At 71.1% G+C, this 16,206-nt stretch carries 8 protein-coding genes; 6 read left to right on the top strand and 2 right to left on the bottom strand.

The annotated features are described in order from the left end of the window. Window positions 1-138: 138 nt before the first annotated feature. Both AB0C03_RS32005 and AB0C03_RS32000 read right to left on the bottom strand, forming a co-directional pair. Entirely contained in the window at window positions 139-5,751 is a 5,613-nt protein-coding gene (locus AB0C03_RS32005) for a GH92 family glycosyl hydrolase (protein WP_357641027.1), read from the bottom strand. A gap of 271 nt (window positions 5,752-6,022) precedes the next feature. Then, a complete protein-coding gene (locus AB0C03_RS32000; protein WP_210860349.1) occupies window positions 6,023-7,102 on the bottom strand; it encodes a glycoside hydrolase family 19 protein in 1,080 nt (359 codons plus the stop codon). A 442-nt stretch (window positions 7,103-7,544) separates the two neighbouring features. Here AB0C03_RS32000 and AB0C03_RS31995 point away from each other — a divergent pair, with 442 nt between their 5' ends. The 6 genes from AB0C03_RS31995 to AB0C03_RS31970 all read left to right on the top strand — a co-directional run bounded on the left by AB0C03_RS31995 (window position 7,545) and on the right by AB0C03_RS31970 (window position 16,197). Then, entirely contained in the window at window positions 7,545-8,567 is a 1,023-nt protein-coding gene (locus AB0C03_RS31995; protein ID WP_210860350.1) for a polysaccharide deacetylase family protein, read from the top strand. Between the two features lie 96 nt (window positions 8,568-8,663). Continuing rightward, a complete protein-coding gene (locus tag AB0C03_RS31990) occupies window positions 8,664-9,623 on the top strand; it encodes an acetamidase/formamidase family protein (RefSeq protein ID WP_357641022.1) in 960 nt (319 codons plus the stop codon). A 62-nt stretch (window positions 9,624-9,685) separates the two neighbouring features. Beyond that, window positions 9,686-11,104, top strand: coding sequence for a WGR domain-containing protein (locus AB0C03_RS31985; RefSeq protein WP_210866877.1), 1,419 nt, complete (start codon window positions 9,686-9,688; stop codon window positions 11,102-11,104). Between the two features lie 55 nt (window positions 11,105-11,159). Continuing rightward, window positions 11,160-12,263, top strand: a complete 1,104-nt coding sequence (locus AB0C03_RS31980; protein ID WP_357641018.1) for an endonuclease domain-containing protein — start codon at window positions 11,160-11,162, stop codon at window positions 12,261-12,263. Further along, the gene (locus AB0C03_RS31975; protein ID WP_030336277.1) at window positions 12,260-12,958 is read left to right on the top strand and encodes a hypothetical protein; all 699 of its coding nucleotides are present in this window, start codon (window positions 12,260-12,262) and stop codon (window positions 12,956-12,958) included. Before AB0C03_RS31980 ends, AB0C03_RS31975 begins: the two co-directional genes overlap by 4 nt. Then, window positions 12,955-16,197, top strand: a complete 3,243-nt coding sequence (locus AB0C03_RS31970; protein WP_357641014.1) for an ATP-binding protein — start codon at window positions 12,955-12,957, stop codon at window positions 16,195-16,197. Before AB0C03_RS31975 ends, AB0C03_RS31970 begins: the two co-directional genes overlap by 4 nt. Window positions 16,198-16,206: the final 9 nt, after the last annotated feature.

The following is a 16,206-nucleotide window of genomic DNA, read 5'->3' as shown; positions in this document are numbered from 1 at the left end:
CCTCCCCCCCTCTCCCCGGGGGCGGGCGCCCGGGGCCCGCCCGCGGTTCCCCCCCATCCACCCCCCGGGTGCCCGGGGGGGGGGGGGGGGCCTTCACCCCCCCCCGCCCCACTTTGCTGCGCTGTCTCCGGCTCGGTGCTAGCCGGTGACGGTGAACGGTCGGGACACCTTCGTCGCCGACGTGGCGCCGTTCAGCGTGACGCTGGTCGCGCCCGCCTTCGCCGCACCCGCGACGCTGACCGTCGCGCCGGAGATGACGCCGTCACCGTTCGCGCGCACGGTGCTGACCGCGAGCCCGTCGCCGAAGGTGATGGTGACCGTCTCGTTCGGAGCGAACCCGGAACCGTCGACCATGATCGACGTGCCGCGCGGCCCGGAGGTGGTCAGGAGCGCCACCCTCGGCCGGTAGGTCCGCGCCTGCGCCCGCTCGGTCACCTGGACGGTGGCCGTGGCCGGCGTACGCGAGGACGCGCCCGTCGCGGTGACGGCGTACCGGCCGGGCTCGGCGTCACCGGAGGTCGGCACCGAGGCGCGAACCTTTCCGGTCGCGGAGGCCGCGACCTTCGTGGTCCGACCCGGGTCGGTGCCGACACTGACGGTCACCTGCTCGCCGGCGGCGAAGCCGCTGCCCTCGACGGTGATCGCGCCACCGGTGCTCACGGTGCCGGACGCGGAGAGCGCGATCGCCGGCTGCGACCCGCCCCGGGCCACTGTCACAGTGAAGGACCCGGTGCTGCTCGACAGGGTGTCCCACGCGGTGACGCGCACCGTGTAGGTGCCCTCCCGGGCGTAGGTGTGCGTGCCGCTCATCGCGCCGGACGCGCCGATCGTCACGTCCTGCGGAACGGTGCCGTCACCCCACTGGACGCGAGCCCGGTAGCCCGTCGTACCGGGAACACCGCCGGTCACCGTGCCGAGGTTCGCCGCGAGGGCCTGACCGGCGCTCGCCGTCTGGTCCTTCCCGGCGACGGTCGCCAGCGCCGGGGCGGGCGTGCCGTCGTTGGCCACGGCGAACACGTGGATCCGACCCGCCGAGCGAGGGTCGCCGGTCTGCGTCGGCAGGGTCACCGACACCAACGTCTTGCCCGCCGGAATCTGGTACGGCGCGGTGGCGAACAGGAACGGCTGGGCGCCGTCCCGGCTGGTGCCCTGCAGGCGGTACGCCGTCCGGGCGACGATGATGTTGCCGTAGGACGGGGTGCCGTTGGCGTTGCCGCCCAGCGTCCAGTCGCTGAACTGGATCGGAACGCTGGCCGTGCTGCCGTCGCTGAACGTCGCCGTGCCGGTGGTGCTCTGGTTGCCCTGCGTGCCGGCGCCGATGAACGAGATGCTCTTCGCGTCCTGCGGAAGGTCGAGCACGACAGTCGCCCCGTTACCGGTGGCGTTGTCCGGCCGCCCGGCCGGGATCACCGGCACTGTGAACCGCAGCGCGGTTCCGGGGACCTGCTGCGGCTGGCCCTGGGTCACACCGCCGGCCACCAGGGCGGCCCGCGAGTACGCCCACGACTTGGCGTCACAGTCCGCCGCGAGGACCCCTTCGTCACCGATGCAGAGGTTGTCGAACGCGGCGGTGAGACCGGAGGGCGGGGCGTACGCCACCTCGACGCCGACCGTCGCGGAGCTCTGGCTCTCGCCGTCGGTCACCGTGACGTTCGCCTGGTGGTAGCCCGGCGTGCTGTAGGTGTGCGACCCATCGATGCGGTAGACGGCCCGCGAGTTCACCGTCACGGTGCCGGCGGTGGCCGGCGTGCCGTCACCCCAGTCGATGGTGGCCTGGTAGCCGTTGGCGTCACCGCCGGTGACGGTGGCCAGCGGCACCGAGACGGGCACGCCGGCGGTCGCGTGCACACCCTGGGTGGCCGTGACGGTGATGTCGCCGCCCGCGAGGTCGAGGTCACCCCCGGCGAGCAGCTCCACCTCGGCGAGGTTGGTCTGCGCGGCACCGACGGTCTTCGTCACGGCAAGGCGGAACTGCGCGAACCGTCCCGGCTTGTCGATCGAGTACGGGCGGGTCTGGTTGCGCCACGGGAACACCTGGTCCGTGCGGGAGTCCACAGTGGTCCAGGTGAGGCCGTCGTTGGAGCCCTGCAGGCGCCAGTCCGCCGGGTCGCCCGCGCCGGCCCCGGAGGTGACCGTGTAGGACGTCGGCTTCTGCCTGCCACCGCGGAACGCCCAGGTGATCTGGGGGGTCGCCGAGGTGAAGGTCAGCTGCGAGGTGGACGAGTCGTCGAAGAGCTTCGACGCGTCCTGACCGCCGGTGGCGGTCGCGGTGCCGAGACCGGGGCCGGTGACGTCCTGCAACGGCTTCGGCGCCTCGCCACCCTTGGTCAGCGATGGCGGCGCGTCGTTCTTGCCGCTGCCCCACGACGACGGCTTGGGGCCCATCTGGAAGTCGATGGTGCCGCCCTTGGCGAACGCGGACACGTCCAGGGAGAGGCCGCGCTGCTTCTTGCCGTTGACCTTGACGTCCTGCACGTACACGTTCGCGACGCTGTTGTTCGGGGCGTTGACGACGATGTCGCCGGTGCTGCGGTGCACTGTCATTCTGGTGAACTGCGGAGAGCCGATGGTCCACTCGGACGACCCGGCCTGCAGCGGGTACATGCCCAGCGAGCTGAGGATGTACCAGGACGACATCTCGCCGTTGTCCTCGTCGCCCAGGTAGCCCTGGCCGATCTCGCTGCCGACGTAGAGACGGCGCAGGATCTCCCGGACCGCCTCCTGGGTCTTCGACGGCGCGCCGGCGAAGTTGTACATGTACGGGATGTGGTGCGACGGCTGGTTGCTCATGCCGAGCTGCCCCATCCGTACCGCCCGGGCCTCCACCATCTCGTGGATGATGCCGCCGTAACCGCCGGGGCGGTCGGCGTTCTCCGGGGTGGAGAAGTAGGTGTCGAGCTTGTCGCGCAACGCCTTCTGCCCGCCGAGCAGGTTGGCCAGACCCTGACCGTCCTGCTGCGCGGTGAAGGCGAAGTTCCACCCGTTCGTCTCGGTGTAGACGCCACCCCAGTCCAGTGGGTCGTCGGCACGGAAGGTGCCAGCGGCGTCACGGCCCTGGAAGAGCTTCGTCTTGGAGTCGAACAGGTGAACGTAGTTGCGGGCACGCTCCAGGAAGTAGCGCGACTCCTCCTTGAGCCGGGCGCGCTCCGACTTCGGCGTGGCCGGGTCCTTGGCCAGGGCCGCACCCATGTTGCCGATGCCGTAATCGTTGATGTAGCCCTCCAGCGCCCACGACACCGACTCCGCGGTGGAGGTCGGCGTGTAGCCGAGGAACAGGGAGTTCTCGATGCCCTTACGGCCGACCTCGGGACGCCCGGACGCGACGGTCGCGTCCTTGACGGCGGCGTCGTACGCGGCGAGCGGGTCGGGCAGCTTGACCCCGGTGAGGTACGCCTGGGCCAGGGCCACGTTGGCGCTGGTGCCGGTCATCAGGTCGGAGTAACCGGGCGAGGACCAGCGGGCGATCCAGCCGCCGTCGCGGTAGTGCTGGACGAACCCGTCGGAAATCTTGGCGGCGATGTCCGGGTAGAGCAGCGAGTAGGCGGGCCACACGGTGCGGTAGGTGTCCCAGAAACCGTTGTTGACGTAGATCTGCCCGTCGACGATCTTCGCGCCGGTGTGGGTGGCTGTCGACGTGCCGGTCGGGGCCGATACCGGGCTCGCGTACTGCCAGCGCGGCGCGGCGGCGGTGCCGGTGTTCTCCGACTGCGAGTTCGGGTAGAGGTTCAGCCGGTACAGGTTCGAGTACATCGAGACCAGCTGCGCCTCGGTGGCGCCCCGCACCTCGACGCGGCCCAGCCGGTCCTTCCAGGCGGCGGTGGCGGCGGCGTGGATCTGCTCGAAGCTCTTGCCGGTGACCTCCAGGTCGAGGTTCCTGCGCGCCTGGTCGACGGAGAGGAACGACGTCGCGAGACGCATCGTCACCTCCCGGCTCCTGGTGACGTCGAAGGTGGCGGACGTCGCGGCGCTCGCCGTCGGCGCCCGGTCGAACGCGCCGGAGACGAACATCCGGGTCTGACCGGCCGACAGACCGCTGGCGTTGTCCACCCAGCCGGTGAACGTGCCGTCCGTGCCGATGGTGAAGGTGCCGTTGTGGAAGACGAGGCTTCCGGTCGCCTGCCCGGCGGGGAAGGTGAACCGCATGATCCCGGCGTGGTCGGTGGGCGACACCTCGGCGATCAGGCCGTTCTCCAGCTTCACCCGGTAGAGGTCCGGCTGCGCGGTCTCGTCGTCGTGGCTGAAGGCGAGCGCGCGGCTGGCGGGATCACCGGTGAGTGACCGGTCGCCGGCGACCGGCATGACCGACATCTGGTTGCGGTCACCCATCCACGGGCTCGGCTCGTGGGAGATCGCGAGGCCCTGCAGCATCGGCAGATTGGCCGCGTTGTTGATCCGGTGGTACTCGTACTCCCAGGAGTCGGAGTCCGCGTCGGTCACCGGGGTGAAGAAGTTGAAGCCGTTCGGCACCGCGGTGATCGGCAGGTTGTTGCCGCGCGAGAAACCGCTCGTCGAGTTGGTGCCCCGTCGGGTGTCGACGTAGTTGGTCAGCTTCGAGCCGTCGATGGACGCCGGGTTGGCCTCCACCTCGACATCGTCGAGCCAGCCCTGGAAGCGGGTCTCCCCGGTGGCCTTGGGGTGGTCGTACGCGAGCAGGATGCGGTCGATCGTCTTGCCGCGCGCGATGGTGCCGAGGTCGGTCTGCACCAGGTTCCACTGGTCGGCGAAGAGTGCCTTCGAGGCAGCCTGACCGGGGCCGGTGAGCAGGTTGCCGTGCTGGTCGACGGGTGAGCGCCCACTCAGGTAGCTGCCGTCGGTGAAGTGCAGGTCGAGCGCGGCGTAGGTGGACGGGTACTGACCGTCCCCATCGGTGAACTCAGGGAAGATCTTGTACGACAGTCGGGTCTTCGGCCCGACCGGGATGTTCACGTCGAAGAGCTTGTTGGTCCCGTACGAGCGGCCACCGGCCAGGGCGCCGCCGGCGTAGCGCAGCGCGGCGAGCCCGGTGAAACCGGCGTCCGGCTTCGTGGTGTACCCGTCGTACGGACCGGCGCTGACCACGCTGACCATGGGCGTGGTCGGCGGGCGGACATCCGAGCCGTCGCTGATGTTCCAGTCGCCGAGCTGCACGAGCGTGTCACCGGAGTTGGCGGTGACGTTCAGCCGGTAGAAGCCGTACGCGGTCGTGTTGGTGAAGCTGTACTTGTTCGTCGCGAAGCGCCCGCGGAACTTCTCGCCGGTGCGCTTGTCCAGATCGGTCCAGGTGCTGCCGTCGTTCGACCCCTGGATGACGAAGTCCCTGGGGTCTCGCCCTGGTGCGTCGTTGGCGGCGGTCAGCGAGTAGCGGACCACCGTCGTCGGCTTGGCGAGCTGGTAGGTCACCCAACCGGTCTTCGCGAAGGTGAGCCACTTGGTCGACGGCTCCTCGTCGGTGAGGTTAGCGGCGATCTCCCTCGGCAGGTGCTCATCGCTCGCGGTCACGGCGGTGACCTGGCCGAGCTGGCTGCCGGGCAGCGTGGAGACGTTGCCGCTCAGGTTGCCCTGGATCGGCTGTCCGTTCGCGCCGACCTCGACGGTGCCGGTGGCGGGCTTGGGGTCGGCGGACTCGAACGAGGACGCGAAGTCGCCCGGCGTTGCCGGGGTCGCGGCGTTGGCCAGGGGCGCGGCGACGAGCAGGCCCAGCGGTAGCAGGGCGGCTGTCGTCGCCGCGATCAGGCGGGGCGAGCGGGGGCTCGCAAGTGGTCTGTGCGACATGAGGGACGGGGCCTTTCGACTCGAACGGGGTCGAGTACGTCGAACGTCTGGGCAGTGTGGAGCGAATGGGGGTCAGGCCCTGACATCGTTGTCATCAGAGTTCGTGAGCAACAAGATCGGGGCAGTGGACTGCCGCTGATAGTTCCGGGCGCAACACGGCCGTGTCAACGGGTTGACCGGGTCGAAACGGCCACCGCCCGCACCGGGCCCGGCGGCCGACGTGCCGGGCCTCGACGCCGTCCGAGGACGTACGCCGAGGCCCGGGCACGAATCAGCAGTAGAGGTTGGCTCCGGCGGGCACGCCGAGGATGCCGACGAACTGCTGGTACCTGGTGACACGGCTCTGCACCTGGGCGGGGTTTCCGTTGTTGCACTCGATCGAGCCGTTGATGCTGCGGATCGTCTGCCCGAACCCGGCGCCGTTGACCATCGCGTTGTGGGCGGTCATGGTGCCCGGCCCGTTCTGGGTCATCCAGTACCAGATACCGGTCTTCCAGGCCACCGCGGCGTCGGTCTGCACCAGCCACGGGTTGGTCAACAGCGGCAGGTTGAGGGCGTTACCGGCGGCGTTGTAGTTGAAGTTCCAACTGAGCTGGATCGGCCCTCGCCCGTAGTAGGCGGCCTGCCCGGCGGGGCAGCCGTACGACTGGCCGGGATCGCAGTAGTGCGGGTAGTTGGCGGTGTTCTGCTCGACGATGTGCACCAACCCGCCGGTCTCGTGGTACACGTTGGCCAGGAAGGCGGCGGCCTCCTGCCGCTGGACGGTGGCACTGCCGGTGCGCGCGAACGCCGGGTAGGCGCTGAGCGCGGCGACGAGTCCGGAGTACGTGTAGAACGAGTTGCGGCCCGGGAACATCTGGTTGAACTGGGCCTCGGTCACCACGAAGCCGCCCGGGTTGGTGGGCGGCGGGGTGGTCGGGGGCTGGCCGCCGCAGGTGTAGGGCTCCCAGTACCAGGTGCTGACGATCGGGTCGTACCCGGGATTGTCGTGCTCGGCGATGTAGTAGAGACCGTTGGTGTACCGCACGATCGCCCCGGCGGCGTACCAGGTTCCGGCCGTCCAGTTCGGGTAGCTGCAGGTCCCCCCGGTGGGTGGCGTGGTGCCTCCGCCGCACGCTCCGAGGTCCTCCCAGACGCCTGTCGTACCCGGCGGGGCCTCGTTCTGGGTCCACCACTTCGCCCGGTAGTTGCGGCCGTTGTGGGAGACCTGTGCGTCTCCCCAGTAGACGGCCGAGGCCTGCCACGATGCCGAGCAGGCCGCTGCCGACGCGGCGGTGGCTGGGATGACCGCAACCAGTCCACCGGCGACGATCAGTGCCACCAGCGCGACCAGCGCGCGCAGTCTTGTCATGTGATCACTCCTTCCTGGGACCTCACTGGCCGAAATCCGGGCGGACATCGACCGAGATGACTGTAACATCTTCTGTTCACAACCTTTACTATTCCGGTGATGACCGGGTGAGTGCGGGCCCGGCGACCGACGACCGGTACTTCCAGGCACTTTCCGGAGCACAGCGCCCCTGACCGCGTCGACCCGCGAGACCGGGATGCCGCGAGAACTCGGACCCGATCACGACATGCCTGGCCAACACCCGGATGCGCGCCTGAGTTGTTCCGGTGATTCTCCGGAACTTGTTGACGTGTTGGAATTCTCGCTGTAATACTCCGATCCACTGAGGTCAATGCGATCGGCTTCGCTGTGGTATCGGCTCCAGCTACCCACCCATCCACACCTGTCCGGACTGTGCTGCCCACATCCAGGGCGTGTCCGGGTCTGCGCGAAGGGGCACCAGATGAGCAGACTCTTCCCTCGCACGGCGCTGTGGTCCCGGCGGTTGCGCGCGGCGCTCGCCGTCCTCGCCACCGCGGTCGCCATGTGCGGTGTCGTCCTCGCGGCCACCTCGACCCCGTCGAGCGCCGCCACCTGCAACGGCTACGTCGGCCTCACCTTCGACGACGGTCCGACCGGCAGCACCAGCGCGCTGCTGAACGTGCTGCGCGCCAACGGCGTACGGGCCACGATGTTCAACGTCGGGCAGAACGTCCAGAACAACCGGTCGGCCGCGCAGGCCCAGGTGTCCGCCGGCATGTGGGTCGCCAACCACAGCTGGAACCACGCCCACATGACCTCGATGTCCCAGGCGCAGATGCAGTCGGACCTGTCCCAGACCAGCTCGGCGATCCAGTCAGCGACCGGCAGCCGACCGGTTCTGTTCCGGCCGCCCTACGGCGAGACCAACTCCACCCTGCAGTCCGTCGCGTCGTCACTGGGCATGCGTCAGGTGATCTGGGACGTGGACTCCCAGGACTGGAACGGCGCCAGCGTCAGCCAGATCGTGGCCAACGCGAGCCGGCTCCAGGCCGGTCAGGTCATCCTGATGCACGACGGGATCCAGAACACCCGCGACGCGATCCCCCAGATCATGGCCAACCTGACCAGCCGCAACCTGTGCCCCGGCATGATCTCGCCGTCCACCGGCCGCGCCGTCGCGCCGGACGGCACCACGCCGCCGCCCACCACCACCCCGCCGCCCGCCGGCGGCACCTGCACCGCGACCGCCGCGACCACGAACGTCTGGGGCGACCGGTACAACACGTCGGTCACTGTCAGCGGCGCCAACACGTGGACCGTCGTCGTGGCCATCACCTCACCCCAACGGATCTCCACCGTCTGGAACGGCACCGCCACCTGGGACAGCAGCGGCACCGTCATGACGATGCGGTCCAACGGCAGCGGCAACACCTTCGGCTTCACCACGATGACCAACGGCAACAGCAGCGCCCGCCCACAGATCCGCTCCTGCACCTCGGGTTGACATCGCCCAGGTTGAGACGTGCGCGGTGGGTGCGCCCGGCACCCACCGCGCACCTGGCGGCCCGGCGCGCGGACCAGCCGCCACTAGCCTGCACTGATGCGACACACCCTCATCCCCGGGAATGACAGCCTGCACGGCCACTTCTCCCCCGATCTCCCGCCGGTGCTCACCATCGACCCCGGCGACACCGTCACCTACCGCACGCTGGACTGCTGGTGGTCCGCCGGCCCGTACCCCGGGGGGCCGAACCGGGACCGCCCCCGGGTCGCGCAGCACCGGCCCGACCACGGACACGCCCTGATCGGTCCGGTCGCGGTCCGCGGTGCGCGCGCCGGCCAGACCCTCGCGGTACGCATCGACGCGATCACCCCGGCCACCTGGGGAACCACGGTGGCCGGCGGCTGGCCGAGCCTGTTCAACCAGCGCTACGGCGTGCAGGAACAACCTGTGGTGCACGCCTGGACGCTGGACCCGGTGACGATGACCGGCCGCAACCAGCATGGCCACTCGGTCGCGCTGCGGCCCTTCATGGGAGTGCTCGGCATGCCACCCGCCGAGCCAGGACGACACTCGACGATCCCGCCGCGCCCCTACGGCGGCAATCTGGACTGCCGGGACCTCACCGCCGGCAGCACCCTGCTGCTGCCGATCCCGGTGGACGACGCGCTGTTCTCCGTCGGGGACGGTCACGCCGCACAGGGTGACGGCGAGGTCGGCGGCACCGCGATCGAGTGCCCGATGGACGAGGTGACGTTGACCTTCGACGTACGCGACGACTTCCCGGTCACCGGTCCGGTGGCCCGCACCCCCGACGCGTGGCTGACCCTGGGCGTCGGTGCCTCCCTCGACGACGCCACCTTCACCGCCCTGGAGTCGATGCTGACACTGATGCAGCGGCTGCACGGCCTCAGCCGCGCGGACGCGGTGGCGCTGGCCAGCATCGCTGTCGACGTACGGGTGACGCAGATCGTCAACCAGACCGTCGGCGCGCACGCCGTCCTCCGCGACGACGCGCTGCGATTTCCGCACGCCGATTCTGTCGGAGGTCGCCGTTAACGTGTGGTCACTGTCGCCGCGCCGGCCGGATCTGGCCGCTCGCTGACCCTCGGAGGCCCCCCATGTCCCAGGAGACGACCTACCTCGAACTGTCCGAAGTGGACGGTGCGCACAAGTTCTACGAGGTCATCGTCGACAACGCCACGCTGACGGTGCGCTACGGCCGGATCGGCGACCAGGGGCAGGTCAAGGCGAGCGCCTATCCGGACAACGCCCGGGCCCGGGCCGCCGCGGCGAAGAAGATCGGGGAGAAGATCCGTAAGGGCTACGCGCCGGCCGTCCCCGGCGTCCGTCAGAAGCGCACCGTGTCACGGCGGCAGATCGTGAGCACCCGCTCCACCGCCCACACCGCCCCGGTGCTCTGGCGCTACGACTCCGGCGCTCCCGCCTTCGGCATCTTCGTCGACGGGCAGCACTGCATGGTCGGCAACGAGCACGGCGTCATCACCACGCTCGACCACGACGCCCAGGTGCGCGGCCAGGTCCGCCTTCCCGACGGGGTGAAGTGCATCGTCGCCGACGACGCCTGGATCTACGCCGGCTGCGACGACGGCAACGTCTACGACCTGTCCGGCAAGGTGCCCCGGGTGGCGTACGCGATCGCCCCGGAGATCGACATCTACTGGCTCGACATCCACGACGGCGTCCTCGGCGTCTCCGACGCCGACGGCGGGATCACCGCCGTCGACCACGAGGACGAGTTCCTGTGGCGACGCCCCGGGCGGGGGCGTTCGGCCTGGATGGTGCGCTGCGACGACAACGCCATCTACCACGGCCATTCGCAGGGCGTGACCGGCTACGAGTGGCGTACCGGCGGGGAGCTGTGGCACACCAGAACCGGCTCGGTGCTCTTCGGCTGGCAGGAGCAGGGCAGTGTGTTCGCCGGGACGGGCACCCGCGAGGTGGTGCGGCTGTCCAAGTCGGGTCGGCACGAGCGCACCTACCGCTGCGACGCCCCGGTCTTCTCCTGCGCCACCGCCGAGGGCGGCCGGTACGTCTTCGCCGGTGACAGCCAGTCCTCGATCTACTGCTTCGACTCGGCGGGCACCCGGCTGTGGAAGCTCGGCACCGGCTGCGGCTCGGCGTACTCCATGCAGTACCACGACGACCGGCTCTACGTCGTCACCACCGGTGGGCACCTGGCCTGCATCGACGCGAGTGAGCCGGCGATCCGCGCGGCGCAGGCCGGGGACGTGCCGCAGGTGCGCGACATCAAGGCCCCCCGTCAGGCGCCCCAGCCGGTGCAACCGACGATGGTCGAGGTGACCAGCGACGCGGGCGCGGGCGTCGTGGTGCAGTGCCTGGACGATCGGGGGCGGCTGCGGGTTCAGGTGCTGTCCGACGGTTACCGGCGCGACTGGTCCGTGCAGTTCCCCAAGGGGATCCGCGAGCCGGGCGCCCGCTACCTGGTGACCGAGGTGCGGGAGTCCAGCCGCGGTGGCTACTACCGCGCGTACGGCGACATCCGCCGGCTGCGCTGACGGCGAGCACACCGAGGGGGCCCGGTCGGGCCCGCCTCTGTCGTAGGGTGCCGGCATGGCGCACCCCGTCCGGGCCAACGGCGACGCCATCGGTGCCTGGTGGGCAGCCCCACCGACGCGGCGGGTGAGTCACCTGCCGGGCGTCGACCCGGAGTTGCTGCGGGTGGCACTCGACCCGTTGCCGGCGGCGGCGCCCGCGATCGTGCACTACCGGCCCACGCTGGTGGGTCCGCTCGGCGACCTCGTGGACGCCCTGCTCGACCAACTCGACACCGCGGCCCTCACGATGTTCCCCCGATGGCTGACCGGGGCCGACCATGTCGACAGCGAGGGCAGCCTCGGCATGGCGGCGGTGCGCGCCCTCGCGGCCCGCACCGCCGCCCGCTCCCGACACTTCGGCCCGTTCCTGGCCGACCTCGCCGAGCGAGGGCTGCGCGGTCCGCGCCACCCCGCCGGGCGGTCCCGCTTCGCCCCCGGGGTACGCGCCGCCGGGCTCGCGCGGGTGATCGCCGAGGCGTACCACCGGGAGAGTTGCCTGCTCATCGTGGCCCTGCCCGATCTGGAGGCGGACGCCGAGCGGACACTGGTGGCCGCCGCCGAGTGGCTGGTGCGGCACGGCGACGTCACGGTGTGGTTGGCCGGCGGGCCACTGCGCCATGCCGACCGGGTGCGGTCGGTGCCGCTGCTGCTGCCGCCACGATTCGCCGAGCTGACCAGCACGATCGAACGGCTTCCGGCCACCGCCGCCGAGCCGGGATCGACGGTGTTGGCCTGGCCGCCGATCGCGGGCGTGCCGCGCGGCGACAGCGCCGCCGAGCAGGCGTTGGAACGCGCGCTCGCACCGCATGACTGGGCCCGCGGCCGGCGGTGGAACCAGACCTACGAGTGGCATGTCCTGGGTACGGCGTACCGACTGGATCTGTTTTGGCCCACGGAGGGTCTTGCGGTCGAGGTGGACGGCCCGGAGCATCGTGGGCGAATCGCTTTCGCCAACGATCGGCGGAGGGACGTGCAGCTGCAACTCCTCGGGCTGGACGTGCTCCGCTTCACCAACGAGCAGGTCCTCACCGACGCGCCGGCGGTGGTCGACGGGATCCGTCGGCTGCTGGCCCGGCGACGCGCGGGCGGCACGCACCCCCACGGAGATGAGACATCATGACGAGCCCGGCGGACGTCCCGCACCTGACGCCGAACCAGATCAACGCCCTCGTGGTGCTGATGGTCGAGGCGCGCCGACTCACCAACGTCGAGCTGAAAGAGCTGGCCGGTTTCACGCTGACCGGTAAGGACAACACGAAGCTCGTCGACCTGGGCCTGGTCGACACCGATCGGACGCACCGACCGTTCGCCCACGAGCTGACCGACGAGGGCTGGCGGGTGGCCCGTCAGCTGCACAGCTCCGCGCCGCCCAAGCAGGGCGGCTCGACCACGCGGTCGCTCTTCGTCGTGCTGTCCAACCTGCACCGTTCGCTGGACCGGCTGCGGGTCAGCCACGGCGACTTCTTCAAGCAGACCGGGGCACCGGCGCTGGCGGCCAGTGAGCCTCGGCACGAGGCACCGGCCCCCGCTGCGGTCACACCGGTGCCCGCAGCGGAGGTCGAGGCGCTGGTCCGGTCGGCGTACCGTGATCTGGCCACCGCCCCGGGCGCCTGGGTCGGCCTCGCCGACGTCCGCGAGCAGCTCGCCGACACCGACCGGGATGCCCTGGACGCCGCGCTGCGGGCGATGGTCGGTCGGGAGGACGTCCGCATCATTCCGGTGGCGAACACCAAGTCGCTGACCGCACGGGACCGGGCCGCGGCCGTCCGCATCGGGAACGAGGACAACCACGCCCTGGCGATCGGCCCGGCATGATCTCCGACGACCAGCGGGCCGCGCTGGAAGCGGTGAGTCTCAACCCGGCGGTCACCCCGGACGACGTCTGGCGACCCAGCCCGCACAACGTGCCGGAGCTGCACGAGAAGGTGGCGGCCGAGATCCTGCGCGGGGTGGCGCGGGCCCGCACCGACGACACGAGCATGCCGCTCGGGGTGGCCATGCAGGGCCGCGCGGGCGCCGGCAAGACGCACCTGCTCGGGGCGGTGCGCGAACGGATCCAGCGCGACGGTGGCTACTTCTTCCTGGTCGACATGGTCAGTGGCAAGACGTTCTGGGAAAGTGTGGCCCTGGCCCTGGTGGAGGGGATGGGCCGCGCCCATGTCGGCTGGGGCACCCAGCTGAAGACCTTCCTCCGTCGGCTCACCCCGCAGCTCGGCCTGCCGGTGGAGGTCCGCGACGCGGTCGCCGGGGCCCGGCCGGTGACCCGCGCCCAGCTCGACACCTTCATCTGGGCGCTGCGTGAGCGCGATCGGGAGGTCGGGCGGGACGCCCAGGACACCGCTCGGGCGCTCGTCCTGCACGGTGCTGTCGACTTCGAGGCGCAGGACGTCGGTTACGCCCACCTGATCTCCGAACCGGGTGACCCGGCGGCGCGGGCGGCGTGGGGCTTGAGCGCCGCGATCCGCACGCCGCAGCAGGTCGTGCAGGACATCTCCCGGCTGATGGCGCTGACCCTGGACCCGACGGTCATCGCCGTGGACCAGCTCGACACGCTGTTCGCCCAGACCAGCACGTCACTGCTCAACCAGCACCAGGGGCTGGAGGACGGCCAGGCCAAGATGCTCGGCCCGATTGCCGACGGCCTGCTCAAGCTCCGCGACATCACCCGCCGCACGCTTGTCGTGGTCTCGTGCCTGCCGGACACCTGGGTGCTGATGACCCGCACCGCGCCCACCCCGGTCGGCGACCGCTTCCGCACGGCGACCCTGCCGGACCGGATCCCCACCCCGGAGATCGGGCAGGCGATCGTGGCGAAGCGTCTCGCCGCCGCCTTCGCCGGCCCACGCTTCGTGCCACCGCACCCCACCTGGCCGATCGCACCCGCCGCCTTCGCCGACGCACCCACCCTGACCCCACGCGCGCTGCTTCGCCGGGTGGACCGCCACCTCGCCTGGTGCCGGGACCGCGACGAGGTGGTCGAGCTGGACCGGCTCATCGACGGCGCCGAGTCCACGCCGGCGGTGAGCGCCGTCCGTGCCGCTTCCGGTGACCCGACGACTGACGAGCGCCGCCTGCACGAGTTGGACGCACGGTTCGCCGATCTGGTCGCGGCCGCGGACGTGTCGGCCGCCGTCGACCCGGCCGGCGAGGACGTGCACATGCCGCTGCTGCTCGCCGCCGGCCTGGCCGCGTGGATCGCCGAGCAGGCGCCGACCGGCGCCACGTACAAGTACGATCCGCCGCCCGGTCGCAAGCCCGCGCTGCACGGGCGGCTGATCGAGGTGCTCGACGAGGCCACCGAGAACGAGGCGCACTGGTGCTTCCGGGCCATCGCGCACCCGAATGCCATCGCCGTGACCGCCCGGGTCAAGGCGGCGTGCACCCTGGCCGGGTTGGACCGGGACCTGCCCCAACGGCGGTTGGTCCTGCTGCGCAACGGTCCGTGGCCGACCGGGAAGCGTACGACCGAGGTGTTGACCGGTTTCGACGCGGCCGGCGGTCTGCGGTGCGCCGTGCCGGAGGCGGACCTGCGGGTCTTCGCGGCACTGCGGGTGATGGCGGCCGAGCCGTCCACGGCGTTGCAGGAGTGGCTGGTGGCCCGCCGTCCGGCCAGCGGCACCGAGCTGTTCCGGACGGTCCTGCCCGGGCCCGACGGGACGCGCGGTGCGGCCGGGTCGACGACGCCCGACGACGGCGAGCCACCGTCGGGTGGCCCCGGCCCCGACGCCGCGGACACGCCGGTCGGCGAGGTGGCAGCCGGTCAGTCGAGCAGCTCGGCGCCCGCGCCCGCGGACCCGGTCGACCCCGCTGTCGACGAGGACGGTCGGGCCGTCGGGCTGGGGCGGACCGTCGACGGTGGTCACCCGTTCACGGTGCCCCTGGAGTCGCTGCGCCGGCACGCCGTGGTGTTCGCCGGCTCGGGCTCGGGCAAGACCGTGCTCATCCGTCGGCTGGTCGAGGAGTGCGCCCGCGCGGGTGTCTCCGCGATCGTTCTCGACCCCAACAACGACCTGGCCCGGCTCGGTGACGCCTGGCCCGACCCGCCCGACGGCTGGGGCCCCGGCGACGCCGAACGGGCCACCGACTACCTCGCGCACACCGAGGTGGTGGTCTGGACGCCCCGGGTCACCGCCGGTCGGCCGCTGAGCTTCCAACCGCTGCCCGACTTCACCTCCCTGCGGGACTGGCCGGACGAGTTCGACCAGGCCGTCCGCTCCGCCGTGGAAGCGCTCGCGCCTCGGGCCGGCGTGGACCGCTCCAGCCGGCTCGCCCAGCAGGGCAAGGCCGTCCTCACCGAGGCCCTCCAGGCGTACGCGCGAAGCGGGATGGTGGGCCTGCCCGGCTTCACCGAGTTCCTCACCGACCTGCCCGACGGGGTCAGTCGGCTGGCCCGTGCCGGGAAGCTCGCCGAGGAGTTGGCCGAGGCGCTCAAGGCGGCGATGGTCACCGATCCCCTCTTCGGCGGGGTGGGCGCACCTGCCGATCCAGGGCTGCTGCTGACGCCGTCGGCCGGGCGACGGGCCCGGGTGTCGGTGATCAGCTTCGTCGGCCTCACCTCCGATCAGGAGCGGCAGAGCTTCGTCAACCAGTTGCAGATGGCGCTCTTCGCGTGGATCAAACGGCACCCCGCCGGTGACCGACCGCTGGGTGGGTTGTTCGTGATGGACGAGGCGCAGACGCTCGCGCCCTCGACCGCCACCACGGCCTGCACCGCCAGCACGATCGCGCTGGCCTCGCAGGCCCGCAAGTACGGGCTCGGGTTGGTCTTCGCCACGCAGGCGCCCAAGGGTCTGCACAACCAGATCTCCGGCAACGCGACCACGCAGTTCTTCGGGCTGCTCAACGCGCCGGCGCAGATCGACGCGGCCCGGCAGCTCGCCGAGGCCAAGGGTGGACGGCTGCCGGACATCGGCCTGCTCAACAGCGGTGAGTTCTACGCCGCCGGGGAGGGATTCTCGTTCGTCAAGGTCCGCACCCCGCTGTGCCTGACCCACCACCCGAAGGCGCCGTTGACCCCCGAGGAGGTCGTCGCCCGGGCCCGCCCGGCTGGGTAGCCTGAGGCC

It is taken from the genome of Micromonospora parva, assembly GCF_040649675.1.
Taxonomy (GTDB): domain Bacteria; phylum Actinomycetota; class Actinomycetes; order Mycobacteriales; family Micromonosporaceae; genus Micromonospora; species Micromonospora parva.
Note: the sequence above shows the minus strand (reverse complement) of the source record. Positions and strands in the feature narration are given on the sequence as shown.

Coding starts and splice junctions, on each gene's coding strand:
- AB0C03_RS32005 (WP_357641027.1), bottom strand. CDS start 5,751: ATGTCGCACAGACCACTTGCGAGCCCCCGCTCGCCCCGCCTGATCGCG.
- AB0C03_RS32000 (WP_210860349.1), bottom strand. CDS start 7,102: ATGACAAGACTGCGCGCGCTGGTCGCGCTGGTGGCACTGATCGTCGCC.
- AB0C03_RS31995 (WP_210860350.1), top strand. CDS start 7,545: ATGAGCAGACTCTTCCCTCGCACGGCGCTGTGGTCCCGGCGGTTGCGC.
- AB0C03_RS31990 (WP_357641022.1), top strand. CDS start 8,664: ATGCGACACACCCTCATCCCCGGGAATGACAGCCTGCACGGCCACTTC.
- AB0C03_RS31985 (WP_210866877.1), top strand. CDS start 9,686: ATGTCCCAGGAGACGACCTACCTCGAACTGTCCGAAGTGGACGGTGCG.
- AB0C03_RS31980 (WP_357641018.1), top strand. CDS start 11,160: ATGGCGCACCCCGTCCGGGCCAACGGCGACGCCATCGGTGCCTGGTGG.
- AB0C03_RS31975 (WP_030336277.1), top strand. CDS start 12,260: ATGACGAGCCCGGCGGACGTCCCGCACCTGACGCCGAACCAGATCAAC.
- AB0C03_RS31970 (WP_357641014.1), top strand. CDS start 12,955: ATGATCTCCGACGACCAGCGGGCCGCGCTGGAAGCGGTGAGTCTCAAC.